Source organism: Pseudomonas sp. Z003-0.4C(8344-21) (assembly GCF_900104975.1).
In the GTDB taxonomy this organism is placed as follows: Bacteria; Pseudomonadota; Gammaproteobacteria; order Pseudomonadales; family Pseudomonadaceae; genus Aquipseudomonas; species Aquipseudomonas granadensis.
The window spans coordinates 623,125-645,802 of record NZ_LT629756.1; the positions used below are offsets into that span (position 1 = coordinate 623,125).

A 22,678-nucleotide genomic window follows, 5' to 3' on the forward strand; every position below is an offset into this window, starting at 1 on the left:
AACTCATCACAGGAAAACGATCATGTTCAAGCCTATGGCCCTGGCCGCTGCTGTGCTCGCCTCTTTCAGCCTGAATGCCTTCGCGGCGAAAACCGAGTTGACGGTGTACACCGCCCTCGAAGCCGAACAACTGAAGTCCTACAAGGAAGCGTTCGAGAAAGCCAACCCCGACGTCGAGATCAAATGGGTGCGCGACTCCACCGGGATCATCACCGCCAAACTCCTCGCCGAAAAAGCGCGGCCGCAGGCTGACGCGGTGTGGGGCCTGGCCGCTTCCAGCCTGGCGATCCTCGATCAGCAAGGCATGCTGCAAAGCTACGCGCCGAAGGATCTCGGCAAGATCGGCGCGAACTACCGCGACGCTGCCAACCCGCCGGCGTGGGTCGGCATGGACGTCTGGGCGGCGACCATTTGCTTCAACACCGTCGAGGCCGAAAAGCAGGGTTTGACCAAGCCAGTGAGCTGGCAGGACCTGACCAAGCCTGAGTACAAGGGCAAGATCGTCATGCCCAACCCGGCGTCGTCCGGCACCGGTTTCCTCGACGTCAGCGCTTGGCTGCAGACCTTCGGCGAGAAGCAGGGCTGGGCCTATATGGACGGCCTGCACCAGAACATCGGCCAGTACGTTCACTCCGGTTCCAAGCCGTGCAAACTGGCGGCGGCGGGGGAATTCCCGATTGGTATTTCCTTTGAATACCCGGCCGTTCAGCTCAAGCGCCAGGGCGCGCCGCTGGACATCATCCTGCCGAAGGAAGGCTTGGGCTGGGAGATCGAAGCGACAGCGGTAATCAAAGGCACGCCGCACGAAGAGGCGGCGAAGAAACTCGCCGATTTCTCTGCCAGTGCCGAGGCGATGGATTTGTATAAAGAGAACTTCGCCGTGCTCGCCCAGCCGGGGATCGCCAAGCCGCAGACCGAACTGCCCGCCGATTACGAGCAGCGTCTGATCAAGAACGACTTCGCCTGGGCCTCGAAGAATCGCGACGAGATCCTGACCGAATGGCGCAAGCGCTATGACGGCAAGTCCGAGAAAGTGGCTGCCAAGTAAGATCTTTATCGACTGACAGGGCCTCATCGCTGGCAAGCCAGCTCCCACAGGGTTTTGCGGTGGACACGTAATTTGTGAACACCTCGATACTTGTGGGAGCTGGCTTGCCAGCGATTACGGTCGCGCATTCAGAGTACCTCTTAATGACACACCCCAAAGACCTGCTCATCGTCGGCGCCGGCATCCTCGGCCTGTCCCACGCCTACGCCGCGGCCAAGCGCGGCCTTAAGGTCGCCGTATTCGAACGCACCGCCACGCCCCTTGGCGCCTCGGTGCGCAACTTCGGCCAGGCGCTGGTCACCGGCCAACCGCCCGGCACCATGCTCGAACTGGCCAAGGCCAGTCGCGAGATCTGGGGCGACTGGGCGCAACTCGCCGGTCTGCAGATCAAGCGCAACGGCTCTTACCTGTTTGCCCGCAGCGAAGCCGAAGAACAGCTGCTCGAAGCGTTCTGCGCCGGTCGTGCGCAGGAGCACGACTACAACGTCGAGCTGCTGCGCGGTGCCGCATTGCGTGATCTGTACGGCGGTCAATTCAGCCATCACCGCGCCGCGCTGCATGGCAGGGATGATCAACAGTTGTACTCACGCGAAGCGATTCCGGCGCTGATCGACTACCTGCGCCGCGACCTCGGTGTCGAATTCCACTTCTCCACCCTGGTACGCGACGTTGAGCCAGGGCGGTTGCACAGTACCGCCGGCAGTTTTACCGCGCCGCAGATCATCGTTTGCTCCGGCCACGATTATCAGACCTTGCTCGCCGAGCCGATTGCCGCGCTCGAACCGCAAATCTGCCGCCTGCAAATGCTCCGCGCCAAACCGCACACGGAACTGAACCTGCAACACGCCTTGCTTACCGGTCTGAGCTGCGTGCACTACGGCGCCTTCGCCGATCTGCCCGAAGCGGCGGCGGTGCAGGCGCAGATCCTGCGCGAGCAACCGCACCTGCATGACAACGGCATCCACCTGCTGATCAGCCCGACGCCGTATGGCGAACTGATCATTGGCGACTCGCACCATTACGGCAGCGATCCGTTGCCGTTCAACGCCGAGCAAGTGGATAACTGGATGCTCGAACTGGCCGAGCAGACCCTCGGTTGCAAGGTGCACGTGGTCGAGCGCTGGCAGGGCGTCTATGGTTCTCGCGGGCCGGGTCCGTTTTCATTGCTGCGCCCGGCACCGGGCTTGAGCGTGGCGCTGATGCACACCGGCGTCGGCATGAGCGTCGGCCCGGCCATGGCCGAGCGCAACATTGCGCAGTGGCTGGAGGAGGCATGAATCCGGAGCAAGTGGTGGCGCGGGTGTTCGGCTTGTATGAACGTTTCGGCGCCAGTGATTACATCGGCGAACCAGTGTCGCAGCTTGAACACATGTCGCAGGCAGCCGAGCTGGCCATGGCTGAGGGCTGCGATGATGAAGTGGTGCTCGCGGCGTTCTTTCACGACATCGGCCATTTGTGTGCCGAGGGTGCGCAGAACATGGGCGGTTATGGCGTCGTCAGCCATGAGCGGCTGGGTGCGGATTATCTGCGTGAGGCGGGTTTCAGCGAACGGCTGGCGCGGCTGGTGGAGTATCACGTTCAGGCCAAGCGTTATCTGACCTTGCGTGAGCCGGGCTATTACGCGCGGTTGAGTGAGGCGAGTCGCAGGACGCTGGAATATCAGGGCGGGGTGATGAGCGCGGCTGAGGCGGATGCATTCGAGGCTGATCCGTTGTGTGCGCTGAGTTTGCGCATGCGGCGCTGGGATGAGTTGGCGAAGGAGGGGGCGGTGCCGGTGGTGGATCTTGAGTTGTTGAAGCGCAAGGCAGTGAGCTTGCTGTCGTGCTCATGATGGTCACCCTCACCCCAGCCCTCTCCCGGAGGGAGAGGGGGCCGGCCGGGTTGTTCTCGGGTCATACACCGGCCTGAGATATCCAGTCGAACTCAGATTTGTAAAGTACGCAAATCGGCTCCCTTTCCCCCTCGCCCCTTGGGGGAGAGGGCTGGGATGAGGGGGTAGCGATCTAAAGCTCAAGCACCTTACCGACCAGCGCCTCAACCTGCTCCTGCCTTTCCGCCTGATTCAGCTTCGGATGCGGATTGAGCGACGACCACTGCGGATGCGCCCGCGCCTTGTTCAAGGCTTCCGGCAACTTGCCTTCGCGCCAGGTTTTATCCACAGGTGTTGCAACCTGAACCGCGTCCATCGCTGCATGCCCGCGTTGATCCAACGCCAGCACCAACTGCCGCTGCCGCAACGCCAACAGCCGCAACACGCCGTCATCCACGGTCAATTCCCGCTGGCCTTTGATCTTGCCAAGCAAGCGGCTGCCATAACTGCGCGCAGTCTGCACTGCGCCGCCGGCGATCGCTCCGGCCAGCGCCGCTGCGCCGAGGGTGAGGCCGCCGACCAGCAGATCGACGCCGGCCCCGGCGGCCGCGCCTGCCGCGATCCCGCCGCCGACCCGTACGCCGAGCTGTTTCAGGGTTTCCGGGTTGAACAGGTCATCGCCCCAACGGCCGTCGAGCAACGGCAAATCACTGGCTGCCGCGTCCTGTGGGCGGAACGCGTAGAGCTTGAGCAACGCCTCGACGCATTTCTGCTCACGCTGACGGACCGCCTTGCGCAGTTCGCTGATTGCCTGCTGTTCCTGCTCGGCCTCGCTGACCACGCTGCGTCGGCAGGCGGCGCAGTCGATCAATAACTCGGCAATCAAGCGTGCCGCGCTCTGCTGGCGGGCGAGGCGCTGGGCCTGTTGATCGGCGATCAATCTCTCGAGTTGCGGGCGGGCGGTTTCCAGCAGCAGCGCCAGGCTTTCATACAAGCGCCGCTCGCCATCTTCCGGCGGCGCCACGCTGTCGAAACGCACCAGCGCATGCAGACCCAAGCGTGCCAGCGCTTCACGCCAATCGGGTTCGCGATGGTTGGCGCTGCTGACGAAATTCAGCACCGGCAGCAGCGGTTTGCCGCAACTGGCGAGCACTTCCAGCTCATCGCGGTATTTGGCCAATACCGGTTCGCGGGCATCGATCACGTAAAGGCCGGCGTCGGAAGCGAGCAGTTGTCGCAGCACCTTGGCTTCCTGCTCGAAGCGCTGGCGCGCCTCGCTGCCATCGAGGAACCGCGCCAACCGCGCCGGGCCGTCGAGGCGTTCGCCGGGGCGCTCCAGGCGTTCGAGAAAATCCAGCAGGGCGATCGCATCTTCCAGCCCCGGCGTGTCGTAGAGATCGAGCAGCGGCTCGCCGTCCACCGACAACCGTGCGCCTTCGACATGTCGTGTGGTGCTCGGGCGATGGGAGACTTCGCCGAAGCCGACATCGCGGGTCAGCGTGCGCAGAAGTGAGGTCTTGCCGACGTTGGTGTGGCCGACCACCGCGAGTTTCAGCGGCGCTTTGCGCAGATCAATCATGGCCCGTCTCCAGCCAGTTCAGCGGTGCGCAATCGGCGAAAGGCAGCTCCAGCTGTTGCAGGGCGACATGCCAATCACCCAAGCGATCGGCATCCAGTGCTTCGCCGGGCGGCGCTTGCAGCAGCCAGACGCGGGTGGCGCCGGCATTGCGCGCCAGTTCGGCGATCAGCGCGAGGCTGCCGCGATCCGGCGAGCGCCGTGGATCACAGGCAATCGCCAGGCGTGCCGGGGGAAAACGGCTGAGTTGTTCGAGCAGTTTGTGCCGCGATTCGCGGCTGTCGAGGATGCCGGCGTTGCTGACGCTTTTCGGTAACGCGGGCGGCCATGGGCGTTGTTCGTCAAGTTCGATGGCGACCAGCAGCGCGCCTTCGCTGGCGAGTTCGCCGACGCTGCTGTCGACGCGGTGCAGTTGCGCAGGCGCAGGGTCGTTGACGCCGAGGCGTTCGCTGGTCGGCATCAACCGCTCGCGCAATTGCGCGTAGCCGGGCAGATTGAGGTCCAGACGCAGCGCGGCTTTGCCGCTGTTCCAGCGCCACCAGCAAAGCAGCGCGAGCAGCAAGCGCGGCAGCACGCCATAAACCACCAGCACCCCGACCAGCCAGGTCGCCCAGGCCTGCCGGGCGCTTTCGATATCCAGCGCCGCGTCGCCGCTGGCGCGAATCATCTCGACTGTCGGCACATCGAAGCCGAGCAGCGCCGGCAGGCTGCCCAACGTCCGGGTCAGGTGGATAAACGTTTCGGCGCTGAGAATCGTGGTTTCCCAGACGAAGCCGTAGCGTCGGGTGGCCATCAGCATCAGCAGGACGACCAAGGCACTGAGCATGGCCAGCAACCACAAACCATTGACCAGCGTGCCGAGTGCCCAGCGATTGAGTTTGCGGCGTTGCAGCAGCAACAGCAGTGCCGGCGCCAGTTGCGCAGCTTTGGCGTCGCGGGCGAGTTTTTCGCTGAGCCAGAGCCACACGCGGCCCAGCGTCGCGCCGTGTTCGCCGGCAAACACCAGGCCCAGCGCCCAGCTCAGCAGCAGAATCAGGTTCAGACCGAGCAGGCTGCCCAAGGCCCAGAATACGTTGACCGGGGTTTGCCCCAGCGCGGCGAAGGCCAGCCCGGCACCGCTCAATACCGCGAAAATGCTCAGCAGCACCCACGCCAGGCGAGCGCCTTGCAGCCAGTGCTTGAGTGCCGGCGTCAGCCCGTCGCGGTCGGCCAGCCAGCGCGCCCGGCGCTGAATGCGGCTCGGCAGATCGCCGCCACCGGTGCGCGCCAGACGATTGGCTTCCAGGTCATCCAGGGGGCCTGCGTATTCTTCGCGCAGGCGGATGGTTTCGGTAAGCCAGAGGTTTTGCAGTGGAGTCAGTTCAGTCACGCGGCGTCCCGTCGCTTAAATGAGCGTTGAGCATAACCGCTGTGGCGCTTATCGGGGTAAGCGCGGCTCTGGTATCCTCGCCGGCATGACTAAATCACTGCCCCTCAGCCTGATCGCGGCCCTCGGTGAAAACCGCGTGATCGGCGTCGACAACAGCATGCCCTGGCACCTGCCGGGGGATTTCAAATACTTCAAGGCCATGACCCTCGGCAAGCCGATCATCATGGGCCGCAAGACCTGGGATTCGCTCGGCCGACCGCTGCCGGGGCGCTTGAACCTCGTCGTCAGCCGCCAGACCGATTTGTCGCTCGAAGGCGCCGAAGTGTATCCATCGCTGGACGCCGCCGTCGCTCGCGCCGAAGAATGGGCGAAAGAGCAAGGCGTCGATGAGTTGATGCTGATTGGCGGCGCGCAGTTGTATGCGCAAGGGCTGGCCCAAGCGGATCGTCTGTACCTGACCCGGGTCGCGCTGAGCCCGGAAGGGGATGCGTGGTTTCCGGAGTTTGATTTGAGCCAGTGGACACTGGTGTCGAACGTTCCGAACGCGGCTGAGGGCGACAAACCCGCGTACAACTTCGAAATTTGGGAGAAGGCTTAAGAGCATCGCGAGCAGGCTCACTCCTACAGGGGGAACGCATTCCAAATGTAGGAGTGAGCCTGCTCGCGATAGTGGTCTGTCAGGCGCTGATCAAGCCTGAGCGAGTTCCGCATGCTCATCGGCATCCAGCAGCTCTTTATCGGTCTGCTGCATCACCTGACTGGTAATCGCACCCGCGGTGATCGAACCACTGACATTCAACGCCGTACGGCCCATGTCGATCAACGGCTCAACCGAAATCAGCAGCGCCACCAGCGACACCGGCAAACCCATCGCCGGCAGCACGATCAGTGCGGCGAAAGTCGCGCCGCCGCCGACACCGGCCACGCCCGCCGAACTCAAGGTCACAATCGCCACCAGCGTGGCGATCCACAGCGGGTCGAGCGGGTTGATGCCCACGGTCGGTGCAACCATGACTGCCAGCATGGCTGGGTAGAGGCCGGCGCAACCGTTCTGGCCGATGGTCGCGCCGAAAGATGCGGCAAAACTCGCCACTGACGATGGAATGCCCAGGCGCCGGGTCTGCGCTTCGATGCTCAGCGGAATGGTCGCTGCGCTCGAACGGCTGGTGAACGCGAAGGTCAGCACCGGCCAGATCTTGCGGAAGAAACGCAGCGGGTTGATCCCGGCCGCTGACACCAGCACGCCGTGGACCACGAACATCAGGCCCAGACCCAGATACGACACCACGACAAAACTGCCGAGCTTGATGATGTCCTGCAGGTTGGAGCCAGCGACCACTTTGGTCATCAGCGCCAGCACGCCGTACGGGGTCAGTTTCATCACCAGCCTCACCAGACGCATCACCCAGGCTTGCAGGGTGTCGATGGCGTTGATCACTTTCTGACCTTTCTCGACGTCATCCTTTAGCAGCTGCAGGGCAGCCACGCCGAGGAACGCGGCGAAAATCACCACGCTGATGATCGAGGTCGGCTTGGCTCGCGCCAGGTCGGCGAACGGGTTCTGCGGAATGAACGACAGCAGCAGTTGCGGTACATTCAGGTCGGCGACCTTGCCGGCGTAGTCGTTCTGAATGGTTTGCAGACGGGCCATTTCCTGAGTGCCGGCGACCAGTCCCTCGGCGGTGAGACCGAACAGATTGGTCAGGCCGATGCCGATCAGCGCGGCAATCGCCGTGGTGAACAGCAGCGTGCCGATGGTCAGGAAGCTGATCTTGCCCAGCGACGAAGCGTTGTGCAGACGCGCCACCGCGCTGAGGATCGAGGCGAACACCAGTGGGATGACGATCATCTGCAGCAACTGCACGTAGCCGTTGCCGACCAGATCGAACCAGCCGATCGAGGCTTTCAGTACCGGATTGCCGGCACCGTAAATCGTGTGCAACGCCACGCCGAACGCCACGCCGAGCACCAGCGCCAGCAGGACTTTTTTCGCCAGGCTCCAGGTGGTGTGACGGGTTTGCGCCAGACCGACGAGCAGGGCGAGGAACACCAGCAGGTTGAGAATCAACGGTAGATTCATGAGGACTCCAGAAAAGACTTTGCCAACAGCCATCCGGGGCTGCTGCGAACCGGCAAGCCTAACAGCTTGATTTGCAATGATTTAATACCGAAATGGCTGGGGGTCCGTCGTTTTTGGAATAAGCCCGTGTCGTTGCCGGCGATGTTTCTGGCGCGATACGGACGCGTGCGGTCGCAGACAGGCGGGGGTTGTCACACTTATTTGTTAGCGTCGAACTCTTTCGATCGGGGAGTAGCGCTATGAGAATTGCACGCACGTTGTGGGCGGTCGCACTGGCGGCGGGTCTGGCTGGTCAGGCCTTGGCCACGGACCTCACGCACTGGCCGGCGGATCAGGCCAAGGCGCTGGACGCGATGATCGCGGCCAATGCCAATAAGGGTAACTACGCGGTGTTCGACATGGACAACACCAGTTACCGCTACGACCTCGAAGAATCCTTGCTGCCGTTCATGGAAAACAAGGGCCTGATCACCCGCGACAAACTTGACCCGTCGCTGAAACTGATGCCGTTCAAGGACACCGCCGAGCACAAGGAAAGCCTGTTCAGTTACTACTATCGCCTCTGCGAAGTCGACGACATGGTCTGCTATCCGTGGGTGGCGCAAGTGTTCTCCGGTTTCACTCTCAAGGAACTCAAGGGCTACGTCGATGAGCTGATGGCTTCGGGCAAACCGGTGCCGGCGACCTATTACGAAGGCGATGTGGTGAAAACACTCGACGTCAACCCGCCGAAGATCTTCACCGGCCAGCAAGAGCTGTACAACAAGCTGATGGAAAACGGCATCGAGGTCTACGTGATGACCGCCGCCTCTGAAGAACTGGTGCGCATGGTCGCGGCGGATCCGAAGTACGGCTACAACGTCAAACCGCAGAACGTCATTGGCGTCAGCCTGCTGCTGAAAAACCGCGAGACGCAAGAACTGACTACTGCGCGCAAGCAGATCACCGCGGGCAAGTATGACGAGAAGGCCAACCTCGGCCTGGAGCTGACGCCGTACCTGTGGACCCCGGCAACTTGGATGGCCGGCAAGCACGCGGCGATCCTCACCTACATCGATGAATGGAAAAAACCGGTACTGGTCGGCGGCGACACCCCGACCAGCGACGGCTACATGCTGTTCCACGATGTCGACGTGGCCAAGGGCGGCATCCACTTGTGGATCAACCGCAAGGACAAGTACATGACGCAAATCAACGGCATGATGGCCAAGCACGCCGCGGCGCAGGCCAAAGAAGGGTTGCCGGTGACGGCGGATAAAAACTGGGTGATCGTCAAACCAGAGGACATTCAGTAAGACCGGGTTGCTCCCATCGCGAGAGGCTCATTCCTACAATTGGAATGCGTTCACCTGTAGGAGTGAGCCTGCTCGCGATGGGGCCCTCATGCTCACTGACTAAATCGGCCAGACAAAAAAATGCCCCGCACGTTGGCGGGGCATTTTTGTTTCTGCGATTGGACGCTTACAAGCCGTCGAGCATCGCTTTGTTGCGCACTGCGCCCTTGTCGGCGCTGGTCGCCAGCAAGGCGTAGGCCTTGAGGGCGGTGGTCACTTTGCGTGGGCGTTGTTCGACCGGTTTCCAGCCCTTCTTGTCCTGCTCGGCGCGGCGTGCCGCCAGTTCTTCGTCGCTGACCAACAGGTTGATCGAGCGGTTTGGAATGTCGATCAGCACTTTATCGCCATCCTGCACCAGGCCGATCGCGCCGCCAGCGGCTGCTTCTGGCGAAGCGTGACCGATGGACAGGCCCGACGTGCCGCCAGAGAAACGGCCATCGGTCAGCAAGGCACAGGCTTTGCCCAGGCCTTTGGACTTCAGGTACGAAGTCGGGTAGAGCATTTCCTGCATGCCCGGGCCGCCTTTCGGGCCTTCGTAGCGAATGATGACGATGTCGCCTTCTTTCACTTCGTCGGCGAGGATGCCGCGCACGGCGCTGTCCTGGCTTTCGAAGATCTTGGCGTTTCCTTCGAAGACGTGGATCGACTCATCGACGCCGGCGGTTTTCACCACGCAACCATCCTGCGCGATGTTGCCGTACAGCACGGCCAGGCCACCTTCTTTCGAGTAGGCGTGCTCGAAGCTGCGGATGCAGCCGTTTTCACGGTCGTCGTCCAGGGTTTCCCAGCGAGTCGACTGACTGAACGCAGTCTGCGTCGGAATGCCTGCCGGGCCGGCCTTGAAGAAATGATGCACAGCCTCGTCGCTGGTCTGGGTGATGTCCCACTTGGCGATGGCTTCTTCCATGCTGCGGCTGTGCACGGTCGGCAGGTCGGTGTGCAGCAGGCCGCCACGGGCCAGCGAACCGAGGATGCTGAAAATGCCGCCGGCGCGGTGCACGTCTTCCATGTGGTACTTCTGAATGTTCGGTGCCACCTTGCACAGCTGCGGAACGCTGCGCGAGAGGCGATCGATGTCGCGCAGGTCGAAATCGATCTCGGCTTCCTGGGCGGCGGCGAGCAAGTGCAGGATGGTGTTGGTCGACCCGCCCATGGCGATGTCGAGCATCATCGCGTTCTCGAACGCCTTGAAGTTGGCGATGTTGCGCGGCAACACCGACTCGTCGTTCTCGCCGTAGTAACGCTTGCACAGCTCGACGATGGTGCGGCCAGCCTGCAGGAACAACTGCTCGCGGTCGCTGTGGGTGGCGAGGGTCGAACCGTTGCCCGGCAAGGCCAGGCCCAGTGCTTCGGTCAGGCAGTTCATCGAGTTGGCGGTGAACATGCCGGAGCACGAACCGCACGTCGGGCAGGCGCTGCGCTCGTACTCGGCGACTTTCTCGTCAGAAGCGCTGGAGTCGGCGGCGATCACCATGGCGTCGACCAGATCGAGACCGTGGGAAGCGAGTTTGGTCTTGCCGGCTTCCATCGGGCCGCCGGAAACGAAGATCACCGGAATGTTGAGGCGCAAAGCTGCCATCAACATGCCTGGGGTGATCTTGTCGCAGTTGGAGATGCAGACGATGGCGTCGGCGCAGTGGGCGTTGACCATGTACTCGACGGAGTCGGCGATAATCTCGCGGCTCGGCAGCGAATAGAGCATGCCGTCGTGGCCCATGGCGATGCCGTCATCCACGGCAATGGTGTTGAATTCCTTTGCCACACCGCCGGCGCGTTCGATTTCTCGGGCGACCAGTTGGCCCAGATCCTTCAGGTGTACGTGGCCCGGGACGAACTGGGTGAACGAGTTGGCAATGGCGATGATCGGCTTTTTGAAGTCGTCATCCTTCATCCCCGTGGCGCGCCACAGTGCGCGGGCGCCGGCCATGTTGCGGCCGTGGGTGGATGTTTTGGAACGATAATCTGGCATGGAACACTCCGGGCGGCTAATCAGGTGCTAATCAGGTGCTAAAGGGGAGTGAGCTTCTATGGACCTCTGGAACATGCGGAAATAGCCGTGTGTTTCGGAAGCTGCCGATGACGTTGCGGGATCGCCGCTGGTCTCAGCCTGAGCTCATAAACCCGCCGGGGATGAATGGCGATGAATGAAGCGATTCTACACCGCTGGCGTCTGGAGGGAATGGCGCAACGTGCTGCGCCGTGCAGACGGTCGGTGTGGAATGACGACTGGCAGCTTCAATCGCCGTCGGACTGCGCCGAGGCTCCGGCAGCAAGATTGCTCGCACGCCGGCTGAGCCGGTGGTTAAGCAGCAGCGCTGTTGCGCTCAACAGCACGAAGCAGTAGCCCAGCGTCGCTTGCAGATTGCTCGGGTTGAGGCTGATCAGTGCGCTGATCAGACCGCCACAAATGAAGATGATCGTGCTGCCCGCCGAAGCCGAGGTGCCGGCGTTTTCAGGGAACAGGCTCATGGCCCGCGATGTCGCGGCGGGGCGGGCGATGGTGGTGCCAGCGGTGCAGATCAGCATCGGGATCAGCACCGTGACCGGGGCCAGCGCATGCTCGGCGGCCAGATACAGCATTGCCAGCCCCGCCAGCAATATCAGGCCGAGCCCGGTGACTATCTGCTGCACCGGGGTGATGCGCCGGTTCAGCACGGCGGCAAGAATGCCGCCGACGACATAGGCGGCACCGTACACCAGCAGGATCAAGGAGAAGTCATAGAGGGCGAGCTGCAATTGATCCATGAAGATCAACGGCGAGATCACGATGAAGGAAAAATGGCAAGCGAAGGCAAACGCCGAGATCAGCCAGTAACCGACAAATTCAAAGTCGCCCAATACGCGGCGATAGGAGCGGATGAAGCCGACCCGCGCATTGCTGTCGGCCGGACGGCTGTTTTGCAAAAACACCCAGGCCTTGACCAGCACCACGGCAGACAGCGCTGTGAACACCCAGAAGCTGCCGCGCCAGCCGAGCGTTGCCTGCAGGAAAGTGCCGGCCAGCGGCGACACCGAGATGAATATTCCCGTAACCGTGACCATCAGGATGCGCAGCCGGTCGCGCTCAGCCCCTTCGAACAGATCCTGCACCAACGCCTGGGACAGCACGAAGCATCCGCACCCCACTGCTTGCATGACCCGGAATATCAGGAACAGCGTGAAATCGCTGGTCATCACACAACCGACTGCGCCGAGCATCGACACACTCATGCCCGCCAGCAGCAAGCCCTTGCGGCCGATAACGTCTGATAGCGGACCGATCAATAACTGGGCAAACGCGATGCCCACCGCAAACAGGCTGATCGACAGCGCGATGTCTGCCGGTGAACGGGCAAAGTGCGCCGCCAATGCCGGAAACGAGGGCAGCAGCACATCCAGCGGGAACACGCCAAGCAGCACCATCGTCAGCAACAAGCCCACCGCTGCGCGGCGCTGTCTGGCGGTTACTACGGATGTCGCGTTATCCATCGATCAGTCCTGCCCTGGCGAAAAGTGTCCGGTTATGGGCCAGTGCAAAAAAACCGGCCTTGCTCAGTGCATCCAGTGTGGCGACGGCACCTGATCGCGCTCGAGTACGGTTGGCTTGCACCGTGGCCATGCCGCCGACGATTTCCATCACGTCCGCCTCGGCAATGCCTGCGCCACGCAGGCTCTGCTGCAGCCAGCGTTCGTCGGCCTCGAAAAAAATGCCGATGATTTCCAGCACGGTTCTGCTCACGAACGTGCGCTGACGGCTGAGCATCGACAGCCACAGGTAATGGAACACTTCGGCGAAATAACGGCTGTGACGGGCCTCATCGGTCAGATGGTCGCGCAGCATGTCGCTTACACTGGATACCAGGCTGTCGCGACAAACGTCCAGCAGCTCGCGGGCGATGATGGTTTCCGAGACGAAGCCCAGCAGAAACCATGCCAGTGGTCGGTGCTTTTCCGGGGTGCGGGCGATCAAGGCATTGAGACGTGCGATGCGCTTCGGCAATACCGGACGTCCGCTGATGTCATAGAAGCCGGCGATCTGCTCAGCCAGCCGATTGGAGAACAACGCGTGGTAGCCCTCGTCGGTATAGAGCTGCAATGCCGCGTGTTTCATCGCCAGCGGAACGAAAACCGGCAGCTCACGGTGCACGATCACTTCCACGGCGCGATTGACGATGCGGTGTTCGAGCAGGGTGGTGTAATCGAGAAAGTGCACCAGGTGGTTGGCGGACAATCGGTGCTGCACGTCGCGCCCCGCCGCCTGGATCGCCGGGTGCGCCAGATAGGGAATGAAGGCTGGGGGGAACCAATGACGGGTTTGCAGTTGCAGGGCCACGTCGTCCGGTAACAGGTAGTCATGGGTGCTGCTGCGCACCGAGGCGCGGCTTTCCCAATCCTTGAGGGTGAACTTCAGTGCCCATGACACTGGCGCTTCATCCGGCTCGGCGGTCGTCAGGCTCATGCGTGGCCCTCGCTCAACAGTTCGTGCATCTCGTCGCACATCGCCTGGCCGTCACTGTGCCCACAGCCGACGAAGAACAGCGGTTGTTCGGCGCTGCCCTCAAGTGACAGCAGGGCTTCGACCTGCCGATCGGCAAACGCACCGGTCAGCCAGGTATTGAGGCCAAGCGCGGTGGCGACCAACTGGAAGGATTGCGACAGGTGACCGGCTTCGACGAAGGCCATGCGGTAGGCCCGTGAATGCTCATATTTCCACCAGAGCCGGTCGAAACGAGCAGTGATGAACACGCCAAGCGGCAGGTTGTTGATGAAATGCTGGCCAGCGAGCAACTGGCCCAGGGCGGGTTCTGGCAAGGGATTGACCGGGCTCAGTGAGTGCTCGGCGGGATGGTAGCTGTAGACGCCCGGCTCCAGGCCATCGACGTTCTGCACCAGCAGAAAGGCTTCGCAGGCATTCAGTCCGCCAGCGGAAGGGCTGCTTCGACGGGCGCCGAGTCCGTGGGCGATGCTGTCGTCGCGGTCATGCTCGCGTTCTTCGAGATAACCGAAAGATAGATAAAGCAGCGTACCGAGATCATCCAGCGTGACCGCTGCGCCTGTGTAGGTCCGACAGGTTTTGCGCTGCAGCAGGGCGTGCGTCAGGCTCTCGTCTTTCAAGGCGCGAGGCCGGGGCAAGGCAATGCGTCGCTCTGCCTCGCATCCCGGACGATCAGTCGCCGGTGGCGGTGCGGCGAGCACTTCATTGCAATGCGCCAGATAGTGACTGGCCCACTCCTGGATATTCTGAGGCGTATGTTCACACGGTATATTTTGTGTGCCGATATGATAAATCTTCGACAATTCGTCCCAGCCCCAGGATGAGTTGTCGAGTTTTGAAATAGTTAGAATGCCTGCGTTTAATAGTTCTGTGTCTATGATGTTTAGCGGGTCGAAGAGTTCAGGGTTGTCGATCAAGTGCGCCAGGCGAATTGTATGGTCGAGATCAAGTTCATGTTGGGTATGGTTTTTATAGTTCCATATGACTTGTCCGCAAGGGCGCGGCAATATGAAAAGATAGGGATTGATGTGCATGGGGGCGATTCACTCTGGGTAAATTCGAAAGGACGCCGGGTTGCCGGCACTCCCCGGCGTCCTGCCTTACTTAACGGGCTTTAGCGGCAACCAGAAAAGCCAGGTTTGCGAGCTTTTTACTTTCCAGAGAAATGCTTTTCATAATGTGAACTCCATGTTCATTGATAGTTGAAGTCACCTCGTGGTGACAACTTCATAATAGTTTGTAATGGATTATTGGCAAGCGGATATTGGGTAGGAAAAGTCCAGTAATTTTGTCAGAGCTGTCGTTGCGCTTAATTAAACTTGTAGGCAATGTTTCATTAGTTGGCGGGTGCAGAGAAACGTCCTGCATCACTGGAGGAAAGTAATTGTAGGAAGTTTGCAGAACAGGTCAAAAAGCACACCAGGGCGGCGTGCAAAACAAACGGGGGAGCCTGCTGACTCCCCCCGTTATCAGCAGGAATCAGCTGTTGGGCAGCAAGCGGCAGGTAATGCTCTTGATGTAGCGAGTTTCGGCGATGGCCGGGTGCACCGGGTGGTCCGGACCCTGACCGCCACGCTCCAGCAACTGAATGTTGCGATCCAGGTGACGGGCGCTGGTCAGCAGGATGTTTTGCAGGTCGTCCTCGGGCAGGTGCATCGAGCACGACGCGCTGACCAGGATACCGTCCTTGTTGAGCAGGCGCATGGCTTGCTCGTTCAGGCGGCGGTAGGCGCCTTCACCGTTTTTCATGTCTTTCTTGCGCTTGATGAAGGCGGGCGGGTCGGCCACGATCACGTCGAAGCGCTCTTCGCTGGCTTTCAATTCTTTCAGGGCTTCGAAGACATCGCCTTCGATGCAGGTCATCTTGTCGGCGAAACCGTTCAGCGCCGCGTTACGCTCAACGCCGTCGAGGGCGAACGCCGAAGCGTCGACGCAGAACACTTCGCTGGCGCCGAACGCGGCCGCTTGCACACCCCACCCGCCGATGTAGCTGTAGAGGTCGAGGACGCGTTTGCCATTGGCGTAAGGGGCGAGGCGGGCGCGGTTCATGCGGTGGTCGTAGAACCAGCCGGTTTTCTGCCCCTGAATCACCGGAGCTTCGAATTTCACGCCGTTTTCTTCCAGCGCAACCCACTCCGGGACCAGACCGAACACGGTTTCGACGTAACGGTTGAGACCTTCGGCATCACGGGCGGCGGAGTCGTTCTTGAACAGAATGCCGCTTGGCTTGAGCACTTGGGTCAGGGCGGCGATCACGTCGTCCTTGTGCGCTTCCATGGTTGCCGAAGCGATCTGCACCACCAGAATGTCGCCAAAACGGTCGACCACCAGCCCCGGCAGCAGGTCGGAATCGCCGTAGACCAGGCGATAGAACGGCTTGTCGAACAGGCGTTCGCGCAGCGACAGTGCCACGTTCAAACGGTGCACCAGCAAGGACTTGTCCAGCGCAACTTTGATGTCGCGCGACAGCAGGCGGGCACAGATCAGGTTGTTCGGGCTCATCGCGACGATGCCCAGCGGCTTGCCACCCGCGGCTTCGAGGATGGCTTGATCGCCAGCGTTGAAGCCGTGCAACGGGGTCGCGGCTACATCGATTTCGTTGCTGTAGACCCACAGATGACCGGCGCGCAGGCGACGGTCGGCGTTGGCTTTGAGGCGCAGGCTAGGCAGGGACATGACGTCGCTCCGGAAAAAAGAGCGGGAGTATAGCGTGTTGAGGTTTGCGCAGGGCCGGGGATGCGATGAAACGCTGATGAAGCCTTCGAGCGGGCCCGCTCCCACATTGGTATTGCGAATACCTGTGGGAGCGAGCCTGCTCGCGAAAGCGATTTCAGCGCTTACGCCGCCAGTGCGTCAATCAGGGCCTGACTGAATGCCGGCACATCGTCTGGCTGGCGGCTGCTGATCAGGTTGCCGTCCTTGACCACTTCCTGATCGACCCAGTTGGCACCGGCGTTGACCAGATCGTCCTTGACGGTTTTATAGCTCGTCATGGTCTTGCCATTGACCAGTCCGGCGGAGATCAGCAGCCAACTGCCATGGCAGATCACGGCAATCGGCTTGCCGGCCGAGGCGGCAGACTTGACCAGTTGCTGGGCATTTTCATCGATGCGAATGGTGTCCGAATTCTGTACACCGCCAGGCAGGACCACGGCGTCGTATTGATCGATGTCGACGGCCTGGAAGGTGTTGGCGACGGGGAAGTCGTCCGCCGGTTTGTCATGGTTCCAGCCCTTCACCGTGCCGGCCTTCGCCGAGAGAATTTCGGTCTGAGCGCCGGCCTGGTCAAGGGCTTCCTTGGGACCTGTCAGTTCCACCTGTTCGAAACCATCGGTTACCAAAAAAGCGACGCGTTTGCCGTTCAGGGAATTAACCATCGATAAGCTCCTGAGTCTGTGGGAATTTTTCACCGCGCCGGACGTGAAAAGTGCAGCGGGCCTCACAGATTCCGAAGCCTGGGCTTGAATGAAAGTTCCGGCGATGTGCCCGTCGGTGTGTCGCCCTGCGGTTTCAGCGGTTAGAATCGCCGCCTGTCCCAGAGTGTGTACTTATGTCCCAAGAGCTGACCACCGAACAGATTCAACAATCGCTGCAAGGCATCAGTGTGCCGGCGCAACCGCAGATCATGGTGGATCTGCAAATGGAGCAGTACATGCCCGACCCGGATCTGGAGGTGATCGCCAAGCTCATCTCCCAGGACCCGGGCCTGTCCGGCGCGCTGCTGAAGATCGTCAACTCTCCGTATTACGGCCTGAGCAACAAGATCACTTCGATCCAGCGTGCGGTGAACCTGCTGGGCAGCCGTTCGATCATCAACCTGATCAACGCGCAGTCGATCAAAGGCGAAATGAACGACGACACCATCGTCACCCTCAACCGCTTCTGGGACACCGCCCAGGACGTGGCGATGACCTGCCTGACCCTGGCCAAGCGCATCGGCACCCAGGCCGGCGACGAAGCCTATGCGTTGGGGCTGTTCCACGATTGCGGCGTGCCATTGATGCTGCAGCGCTTCCCCGATTACATGACCGTACTGGAAGAGGCCTACGCCAGCGCCAGCCCGGAATGCCGTGTGGTCGACACGGAAAACCGCGTGTTCAACACCAACCATGCCGTGGTTGGTTACTACACCGCGAAATCCTGGCGGTTGCCGGAGCATGTCAGCGCGGCCATCGCCAATCACCACAACGCTTTGGCGATTTTCAGCGACGAGTCGTCGAAGAACAGTCAGCTGAAGAACCTCCTGGCGATTCTGAAAATGGCCGAAAACATCTGCGCGTCGTATCGGGTGCTGGGCAACCAGACCGAAGACTTCGAGTGGAACGCCGTCGGCCCGCTGGTGCTCGATTACGTAGGCCTGTCGGACTACGACTTCGAAACCCTCAAGCAAACGATCCGCGACCTCGGCGCGCATTGAATCGAGGACAGCATGCCTGAACTGCCGGAAGTCGAAACCACCCGCCGCGGCATTGCCCCGCATCTGGAAGGCCAGCGGGTCAGCCGGGTGATCGTGCGGGATCGGCGGTTGCGCTGGCCGATCCCCGAAGACCTCGATGTGCGCCTGTCAGGGCAGCGCATCGTGCTGGTCGAGCGCCGCGCCAAATACCTGTTGATCAATGCAGAAGTCGGCACGCTGATCAGCCATCTGGGCATGTCGGGCAATCTGCGCCTGGTCGAAGCCGGGTTGCCGGCGCTCAAGCACGAGCACGTCGACATCGAACTGGAGTCGGGGCTGGCGCTGCGCTACACCGATCCACGGCGTTTCGGTGCGATGTTGTGGAGCAGCGATCCGCTCAATCATGAATTGCTGATTCGCCTCGGGCCGGAGCCGTTGACCGATCTGTTCGATGGCGAGCGGTTGTTTCAGCTGTCACGCGGGCGGGCGATGGCGGTCAAGCCGTTCATCATGGACAACGCGGTGGTGGTCGGGGTCGGCAACATCTATGCGACCGAAGCGCTGTTCGCCGCCGGCATCGACCCGCGCCGAGCGGCCGGGGGAATTTCCCGAGGGCGCTATCTGAAGCTGGCGATCGAGATCAAACGCATCCTCGCCGCAGCGATCGAGCGCGGCGGCACCACATTGCGCGATTTCATCGGCGGCGACGGGCAGCCGGGGTATTTCCAGCAGGAGCTGTTTGTCTACGGCCGCGGCGGTGAACACTGCAAGGTCTGCGGCACTGGCCTGCGCGAGGTCAAGCTCGGCCAGCGCGCCAGCGTGTTCTGCCCGCGCTGCCAGACCTGAAAAAATCCTTGGGTCTATAGTGAGAAGTCTCACTGCTCAGCCCGAAGGATCGCGCCATGAAATGCCCGCAAGTCCTCTTCGTCACACTGCTGTTGTGTTCCAGTCTGGTCGCCCGGGCCTCGGAAAGCGGCAGCGGTGATCCGCGCTACACCATCCAGAACCCACCGGCCTACGCCATGCTCGGCGACCTGCTGATCGCCCGGCCGTTATTGGTCGTGGCGACGGTGATTGGTGCCGGCGCGTTTGTCGTGTCGTTGCCGTTCACCGCGCTGGGTGGCGGGGTCGGCGATGCGGGGCAGGCGCTGGTGGTGGACCCGGCGAAGGCGGCGTTTGTGCGCTGTCTGGGGTGTACGGGGGAGGGGTTTGAGCAGCGCGAGTGAGCTGATCAGATCAGATTTCAGCAGTGTGGCTGATGGCCCTATCGCCAGCAGGCTGGCTCCCACATTGGAATGCATTTCAAATGTGGGAGCCAGCCTGCTGGCGATGAGGACCTGACAGGCGCTGAAAAATCAGGCCTTGCCCGTGATCTTGCGGTACTTCTCCATCAACTGCTCTTCAGTCTCAGGATGCGCTTCGTCCAGCGGAATGCAATCCACCGGACAGACCTGCTGGCACTGCGGTTCGTCGTAGTGGCCGACGCACTGGGTGCACAGGTTGGGGTCGATCACGTAGATCTCTTCGCCCTGGGAAATGGCGGCGTTCGGGCACTCGGGTTCGCAGACGTCGCAGTTGATGCAATCGTCGGTGATGATCAGGGACATGCTAACTCCAGCCGGGGCGGCAGGCCCGGGCGCTATAAATCAATGCGCGCAATTGTGCCGCATTGGCGCCCGCAGTGCACGCGGGCGCCGTTTGAACGGTCGTTACTTTTTGAAGCGCAGGGTCAGCGCGTCGGCCACAGCCGGGTGGACGAACTTGCTGATATCGCCGCCCAGCGCGGCAATTTCGCGCACCAGCGTCGAGGAAATGAACGAATAACGTTCCGACGGCGTGAGAAACAGACTCTCCACATCCGGCGCCAGCTGACGGTTCATGTTGGCCAGCTGAAATTCGTATTCGAAGTCCGACACCGCGCGCAAACCACGCAGGAACACATTGGCGTTCTGCTCTTTGGCGAAATGCGCCAGCAGCGTCGAAAAGCCGACCACTTCCACGTTCGGCAAGTGCCGGGTGACTTCGCGCGCCAGTTCCACGCGTTGTTCCAGCGGGAACAGCGGGTTCTTTTTCGGGCTGGCGGCGACGGCAATGATCACATGGTCGAACAGGCGCGAGGCGCGTTCGACCAGATCGCCATGGCCCTTGGTAATAGGGTCGAAGGTACCTGGGTACAACACTCGGTTCATCGCGTCGTCCTGGCGGGAGTCCGTTGGGGAGTCGGATGGTATCGCAGCCTAACCGGTCGGCCAAGTCGCGTGTTTGGTAGGAAAGCACTATAGACGCCGGCAATCGTCGGTTTTTTCATGGGTTTCTCAGCCGATCGGCGAGGGATGTCGCCAGTTTCGCGGTCAGGCCATACACCGACAATTGCGGGTTGGCGCCAATGCTGGTGGGGAACAGCGAGCCGTCGTGAATCGACAGATTGGCCAATTGATGATGGCGCCCGAGGCTGTCGGTCGCCGCGCTTTTGGCATCCTCACCCATGGCGCAGCCGCCCATCACATGGGCGCTGCCCAGGCGCGTGCGATACAGCTCAAGGCTCAAACCGTCGATGAGACTGCGCGCTTCAGCCAGGGTTTTCACGTAGCGCGCGTCGGCATGCATCGGCATCACCGATTTCGCGCCGCCGGCGAACTGGATTTCCGCCATGACGTGAAAGGCCCGGCGCAAACCGTCCCAGGCGTAGGGCGAAACTTGATAGTCGAGCACCGGCGAACCGTCGCCGCGCAGCTCGACCGAGCCGCCAATGCTGTCCGGGTGAAAGCCGTCACGCAGCAAGGCGAGCATGGCGTGGGTGTGCGGCAGGTCGGCCATGTGCTGCGCATTTTCAGCACCGAAGCCGCCGAGCAACGTCGCCGCGAGTGCCGGGTGCAGTGGCGGCACTTCGAGTTTGAAGGCCATCGGCCCGGTGATGCCGTCCTTCCACTGGAAATGGTCGGAGTAGATCGACTGTGGCGCGCCGTAGAACGGGTTGATGACTTCGTCGAAGCGCGCGGCGGACATATTCACCGGGTGCAGAAAGGTGCGTTTGCCAAGATTTTCGTGCGGGTCCGGCGCGTCCGAGCGCAGCAGCAGCGCCGGGCTGTTGATGCCGCCGCCGGCCAGCACGTAATGCCGCGCCTGGACGGTGATGCGTTTACCGGTCGGCTCGACGCAGCGCTCGTCCATGGCCACGCACTGCAAACCGGTGACCTTGTCGCCGCTGATCAGCAGTTTTTCCGCTCGCGCCAGATAGAGCAACTCGCCGCCCTTTTCCAGAGTCGCCGGAATAGTCGTGACCAGCATCGATTGCTTGGCATTGGCCGGGCAGCCCATGCCGCAATAACCGAGATTCCAGCAGCCGCGCACATTGCGCGGGATCACATGCCAGCTGTAGCCGAGCTGTTCGCAGCCTTTGCGGATTACATCGTTATTGGCGTTCGGCGGCACCAACCATGGCGCAACACCGAGGCGTTGCTCCATTTTTTCGAACCACGGTGCCATTTCGGCCGGGCTGTGGCCTTTGACGTTGTGTTCCCTGGCCCAGTGTTCGAGGGTCGGATCGGGTGTGCGAAAGCTCGAAGTCCAGTTGATCAGCGTCGTGCCGCCGACCGCACGGCCTTGCAGAATGGTGATCGCACCGTCCTTGCTCATACGCCCGATGCCTTCCTGATAAAGGCTGCTGTAGGCCTGGGCCTCAAGCAGTTTGAAGTCGGAGCTGGTTTTCAGCGGGCCTTCTTCGATCAGCAGGACTTTGTAACCGGCCGCGCTGAGGATTTCCGCAGTGGTACCGCCGCCAGCGCCGCTGCCGATGATCGCTACGTCGGCTTCAAGGGTCAGGTCGTCGGTCAGTTGCGAACCGTTGTAGGTTTTCCAGCCGCGGGCGAGGCCTTCGCGGAAAGGATCGGGTACGGGCATCGGTCGGGCTCTCTTTTATTATTTTTGGATGCAAGGTGTGGCGACTGGCCCCTTCGCGAGCAGGCTCGCTCCCACATTTGAAGTGCATTCCTTATGTGGGAGCGAGCCTGCTCGCGAAGGGAGCGGCGCGATTCTCAAACCGTGGGCGGGCCGGGATATCCGCAGTGCCCCCAGGATTCCGGGCGGGTGTACCACGCCATCATCACCATCTGTTGCAGCGAGCTATGGCCCATGCGCAACAGGCTCAACGAGCTGTTTTCCCAGCGCTCGAGGAAATGCCGCATGGCCGCAGGGCTGGCGTTTTCCCAACTGCCCCAGATGCCGGTGAGCGGCCCGCGCGTGACCGCCATGCCCAGCACGTCGAACAGTTGTCGGGTGAGCTTGAGCATTTCCGGCGACAGGTGATCGAGGCTGTAGTCCAGCGACTTGAGCGTGCCATCGACCGCAGTCGGCAGCTTCTCGGCCGCGACGGCGCCGTCGAGCATCACCGGAATCAGCGCGCGCAGAAACAGCAGATCGCCGTCGCGCAGTGAGATAAAACCGTTGGCCGCGATGCTCGCCGAGCAGCCACTGAGGCTGGCGCCGAGACCGGCGGTGGCGAGGAACGCTGTGGCGCCGAGGCTGAATTTAAGCAGGCCACGGCGCGACAGCGCGGGTGTTTCAGTCAGGCTTGGGTGCATTGTTTTTATTA

At 61.5% G+C, this 22,678-nt stretch carries 21 protein-coding genes; 8 read left to right on the forward strand and 13 right to left on the reverse strand.

Annotated elements, in window-relative coordinates; translation table 11 throughout:
- The first annotated feature begins 22 nt into the window (after window positions 1–22).
- From BLU24_RS02855 to BLU24_RS02865, 3 genes are all read left to right on the forward strand, one after another.
- Entirely contained in the window at window positions 23–1,048 is a 1,026-nt protein-coding gene (locus tag BLU24_RS02855) for a putative 2-aminoethylphosphonate ABC transporter substrate-binding protein (RefSeq protein WP_093097383.1), read from the forward strand.
- A 143-nt stretch (window positions 1,049–1,191) separates the two neighbouring features.
- Window positions 1,192–2,325, forward strand: a complete 1,134-nt coding sequence (locus BLU24_RS02860; protein WP_093097385.1) for a TIGR03364 family FAD-dependent oxidoreductase — start codon at window positions 1,192–1,194, stop codon at window positions 2,323–2,325.
- Entirely contained in the window at window positions 2,322–2,879 is a 558-nt protein-coding gene (locus BLU24_RS02865) for a phosphonate degradation HD-domain oxygenase (RefSeq protein WP_093097388.1), read from the forward strand. The genes BLU24_RS02860 and BLU24_RS02865 overlap by 4 nt, the downstream gene beginning before the upstream one ends.
- Window positions 2,880–3,051: 172 nt before the next feature.
- Here the strand turns inward: BLU24_RS02865 and BLU24_RS02870 are convergent, their stop codons facing one another.
- Together BLU24_RS02870 and BLU24_RS02875 are read right to left on the reverse strand one after the other, a co-directional pair.
- Window positions 3,052–4,437, reverse strand: a complete 1,386-nt coding sequence (locus tag BLU24_RS02870; protein ID WP_093097390.1) for a GTPase/DUF3482 domain-containing protein — start codon at window positions 4,435–4,437, stop codon at window positions 3,052–3,054.
- Window positions 4,430–5,803: a DUF2868 domain-containing protein gene (locus tag BLU24_RS02875; protein ID WP_093097393.1), complete on the reverse strand. Its 1,374-nt coding sequence runs from the start codon at window positions 5,801–5,803 to the stop codon at window positions 4,430–4,432. The genes BLU24_RS02870 and BLU24_RS02875 overlap by 8 nt, the downstream gene beginning before the upstream one ends.
- A gap of 85 nt (window positions 5,804–5,888) precedes the next feature.
- Here BLU24_RS02875 and BLU24_RS02880 point away from each other — a divergent pair, with 85 nt between their 5' ends.
- Entirely contained in the window at window positions 5,889–6,401 is a 513-nt protein-coding gene (locus tag BLU24_RS02880) for a dihydrofolate reductase (protein ID WP_093097395.1), read from the forward strand.
- 90 nt (window positions 6,402–6,491) lie between these two features.
- On the opposite strand, the gene BLU24_RS02885 is transcribed toward BLU24_RS02880, so the two are convergent.
- Window positions 6,492–7,883 (reverse strand): L-cystine transporter, encoded by a 1,392-nt coding sequence (locus tag BLU24_RS02885; protein WP_090287212.1) that lies wholly within the window; start codon window positions 7,881–7,883, stop codon window positions 6,492–6,494.
- A gap of 239 nt (window positions 7,884–8,122) precedes the next feature.
- Here BLU24_RS02885 and BLU24_RS02890 point away from each other — a divergent pair, with 239 nt between their 5' ends.
- Window positions 8,123–9,178 (forward strand): phosphorylcholine phosphatase, encoded by a 1,056-nt coding sequence (locus BLU24_RS02890; RefSeq protein WP_093097398.1) that lies wholly within the window; start codon window positions 8,123–8,125, stop codon window positions 9,176–9,178.
- A gap of 166 nt (window positions 9,179–9,344) precedes the next feature.
- On the opposite strand, the gene ilvD is transcribed toward BLU24_RS02890, so the two are convergent.
- From ilvD to BLU24_RS02920, 6 genes are all read right to left on the reverse strand, one after another.
- Window positions 9,345–11,186: a dihydroxy-acid dehydratase gene (gene ilvD / locus BLU24_RS02895; protein ID WP_090287208.1), complete on the reverse strand. Its 1,842-nt coding sequence runs from the start codon at window positions 11,184–11,186 to the stop codon at window positions 9,345–9,347.
- A 266-nt stretch (window positions 11,187–11,452) separates the two neighbouring features.
- On the reverse strand, window positions 11,453–12,685 hold the full coding sequence (locus BLU24_RS02900; RefSeq protein ID WP_093097401.1) for an MFS transporter: 1,233 nt from the start codon (window positions 12,683–12,685) through the stop codon (window positions 11,453–11,455).
- The gene (locus BLU24_RS02905; protein ID WP_093097404.1) at window positions 12,678–13,655 is read right to left on the reverse strand and encodes a diiron oxygenase; all 978 of its coding nucleotides are present in this window, start codon (window positions 13,653–13,655) and stop codon (window positions 12,678–12,680) included. The genes BLU24_RS02900 and BLU24_RS02905 overlap by 8 nt, the downstream gene beginning before the upstream one ends.
- Window positions 13,652–14,725, reverse strand: coding sequence for a SagB family peptide dehydrogenase (locus BLU24_RS02910; protein ID WP_093097407.1), 1,074 nt, complete (start codon window positions 14,723–14,725; stop codon window positions 13,652–13,654). The genes BLU24_RS02905 and BLU24_RS02910 overlap by 4 nt, the downstream gene beginning before the upstream one ends.
- 445 nt (window positions 14,726–15,170) lie before the next feature.
- Window positions 15,171–16,367, reverse strand: a complete 1,197-nt coding sequence (locus BLU24_RS02915) for a class I SAM-dependent rRNA methyltransferase (protein WP_093097410.1) — start codon at window positions 16,365–16,367, stop codon at window positions 15,171–15,173.
- Between the two features lie 161 nt (window positions 16,368–16,528).
- Window positions 16,529–17,068, reverse strand: coding sequence for a type 1 glutamine amidotransferase domain-containing protein (locus BLU24_RS02920; protein ID WP_093097413.1), 540 nt, complete (start codon window positions 17,066–17,068; stop codon window positions 16,529–16,531).
- 227 nt (window positions 17,069–17,295) lie between these two features.
- On the opposite strand from BLU24_RS02920, the gene BLU24_RS02925 reads away from it, so the two are divergent.
- Genes BLU24_RS02925 through BLU24_RS02935 form a run of 3 tightly spaced genes read left to right on the forward strand, consistent with a single transcriptional unit; the run spans window position 17,296 to window position 19,313 of the window.
- Window positions 17,296–18,108 (forward strand): HDOD domain-containing protein, encoded by an 813-nt coding sequence (locus BLU24_RS02925; RefSeq protein ID WP_167359941.1) that lies wholly within the window; start codon window positions 17,296–17,298, stop codon window positions 18,106–18,108.
- A 12-nt stretch (window positions 18,109–18,120) separates the two neighbouring features.
- Window positions 18,121–18,933, forward strand: a complete 813-nt coding sequence (mutM, locus tag BLU24_RS02930) for a bifunctional DNA-formamidopyrimidine glycosylase/DNA-(apurinic or apyrimidinic site) lyase (protein WP_090287192.1) — start codon at window positions 18,121–18,123, stop codon at window positions 18,931–18,933.
- 56 nt (window positions 18,934–18,989) lie between these two features.
- Window positions 18,990–19,313 (forward strand): multidrug transporter, encoded by a 324-nt coding sequence (locus BLU24_RS02935; RefSeq protein WP_090287190.1) that lies wholly within the window; start codon window positions 18,990–18,992, stop codon window positions 19,311–19,313.
- 129 nt (window positions 19,314–19,442) lie between these two features.
- On the opposite strand, the gene BLU24_RS02940 is transcribed toward BLU24_RS02935, so the two are convergent.
- The 4 genes from BLU24_RS02940 to BLU24_RS02955 all read right to left on the reverse strand — a co-directional run bounded on the left by BLU24_RS02940 (window position 19,443) and on the right by BLU24_RS02955 (window position 22,667).
- A complete protein-coding gene (locus tag BLU24_RS02940) occupies window positions 19,443–19,694 on the reverse strand; it encodes a YfhL family 4Fe-4S dicluster ferredoxin (protein ID WP_003195146.1) in 252 nt (83 codons plus the stop codon).
- A 102-nt stretch (window positions 19,695–19,796) separates the two neighbouring features.
- Window positions 19,797–20,276 (reverse strand): pantetheine-phosphate adenylyltransferase, encoded by a 480-nt coding sequence (gene coaD / locus BLU24_RS02945; RefSeq protein WP_042606545.1) that lies wholly within the window; start codon window positions 20,274–20,276, stop codon window positions 19,797–19,799.
- Window positions 20,277–20,391: 115 nt separating this feature from the next.
- Window positions 20,392–21,987, reverse strand: a complete 1,596-nt coding sequence (locus tag BLU24_RS02950) for a GMC family oxidoreductase (RefSeq protein WP_093097415.1) — start codon at window positions 21,985–21,987, stop codon at window positions 20,392–20,394.
- 134 nt (window positions 21,988–22,121) lie between these two features.
- On the reverse strand, window positions 22,122–22,667 hold the full coding sequence (locus BLU24_RS02955) for a twin-arginine translocation pathway signal protein (protein ID WP_093097417.1): 546 nt from the start codon (window positions 22,665–22,667) through the stop codon (window positions 22,122–22,124).
- Window positions 22,668–22,678 lie beyond the last annotated feature (11 nt).

What these genes read in the sequence shown, in the direction of transcription:
- BLU24_RS02855 (WP_093097383.1), top strand. Translation starts at nt 23, where the DNA reads ATGTTCAAGCCTATGGCCCTGGCCGCTGCTGTGCTCGCCTCTTTCAGC.
- BLU24_RS02860 (WP_093097385.1), top strand. Translation starts at nt 1,192, where the DNA reads ATGACACACCCCAAAGACCTGCTCATCGTCGGCGCCGGCATCCTCGGC.
- BLU24_RS02865 (WP_093097388.1), top strand. Translation starts at nt 2,322, where the DNA reads ATGAATCCGGAGCAAGTGGTGGCGCGGGTGTTCGGCTTGTATGAACGT.
- BLU24_RS02870 (WP_093097390.1), bottom strand. Translation starts at nt 4,437, where the DNA reads ATGATTGATCTGCGCAAAGCGCCGCTGAAACTCGCGGTGGTCGGCCAC.
- BLU24_RS02880 (WP_093097395.1), top strand. Translation starts at nt 5,889, where the DNA reads ATGACTAAATCACTGCCCCTCAGCCTGATCGCGGCCCTCGGTGAAAAC.
- BLU24_RS02885 (WP_090287212.1), bottom strand. Translation starts at nt 7,883, where the DNA reads ATGAATCTACCGTTGATTCTCAACCTGCTGGTGTTCCTCGCCCTGCTC.
- BLU24_RS02890 (WP_093097398.1), top strand. Translation starts at nt 8,123, where the DNA reads ATGAGAATTGCACGCACGTTGTGGGCGGTCGCACTGGCGGCGGGTCTG.
- ilvD (WP_090287208.1), bottom strand. Translation starts at nt 11,186, where the DNA reads ATGCCAGATTATCGTTCCAAAACATCCACCCACGGCCGCAACATGGCC.
- BLU24_RS02900 (WP_093097401.1), bottom strand. Translation starts at nt 12,685, where the DNA reads ATGGATAACGCGACATCCGTAGTAACCGCCAGACAGCGCCGCGCAGCG.
- BLU24_RS02905 (WP_093097404.1), bottom strand. Translation starts at nt 13,655, where the DNA reads ATGAGCCTGACGACCGCCGAGCCGGATGAAGCGCCAGTGTCATGGGCA.
- BLU24_RS02910 (WP_093097407.1), bottom strand. Translation starts at nt 14,725, where the DNA reads ATGCACATCAATCCCTATCTTTTCATATTGCCGCGCCCTTGCGGACAA.
- BLU24_RS02915 (WP_093097410.1), bottom strand. Translation starts at nt 16,367, where the DNA reads ATGTCCCTGCCTAGCCTGCGCCTCAAAGCCAACGCCGACCGTCGCCTG.
- BLU24_RS02920 (WP_093097413.1), bottom strand. Translation starts at nt 17,068, where the DNA reads ATGGTTAATTCCCTGAACGGCAAACGCGTCGCTTTTTTGGTAACCGAT.
- mutM (WP_090287192.1), top strand. Translation starts at nt 18,121, where the DNA reads ATGCCTGAACTGCCGGAAGTCGAAACCACCCGCCGCGGCATTGCCCCG.
- BLU24_RS02935 (WP_090287190.1), top strand. Translation starts at nt 18,990, where the DNA reads ATGAAATGCCCGCAAGTCCTCTTCGTCACACTGCTGTTGTGTTCCAGT.
- BLU24_RS02940 (WP_003195146.1), bottom strand. Translation starts at nt 19,694, where the DNA reads ATGTCCCTGATCATCACCGACGATTGCATCAACTGCGACGTCTGCGAA.
- coaD (WP_042606545.1), bottom strand. Translation starts at nt 20,276, where the DNA reads ATGAACCGAGTGTTGTACCCAGGTACCTTCGACCCTATTACCAAGGGC.
- BLU24_RS02950 (WP_093097415.1), bottom strand. Translation starts at nt 21,987, where the DNA reads ATGCCCGTACCCGATCCTTTCCGCGAAGGCCTCGCCCGCGGCTGGAAA.
- BLU24_RS02955 (WP_093097417.1), bottom strand. Translation starts at nt 22,667, where the DNA reads ATGCACCCAAGCCTGACTGAAACACCCGCGCTGTCGCGCCGTGGCCTG.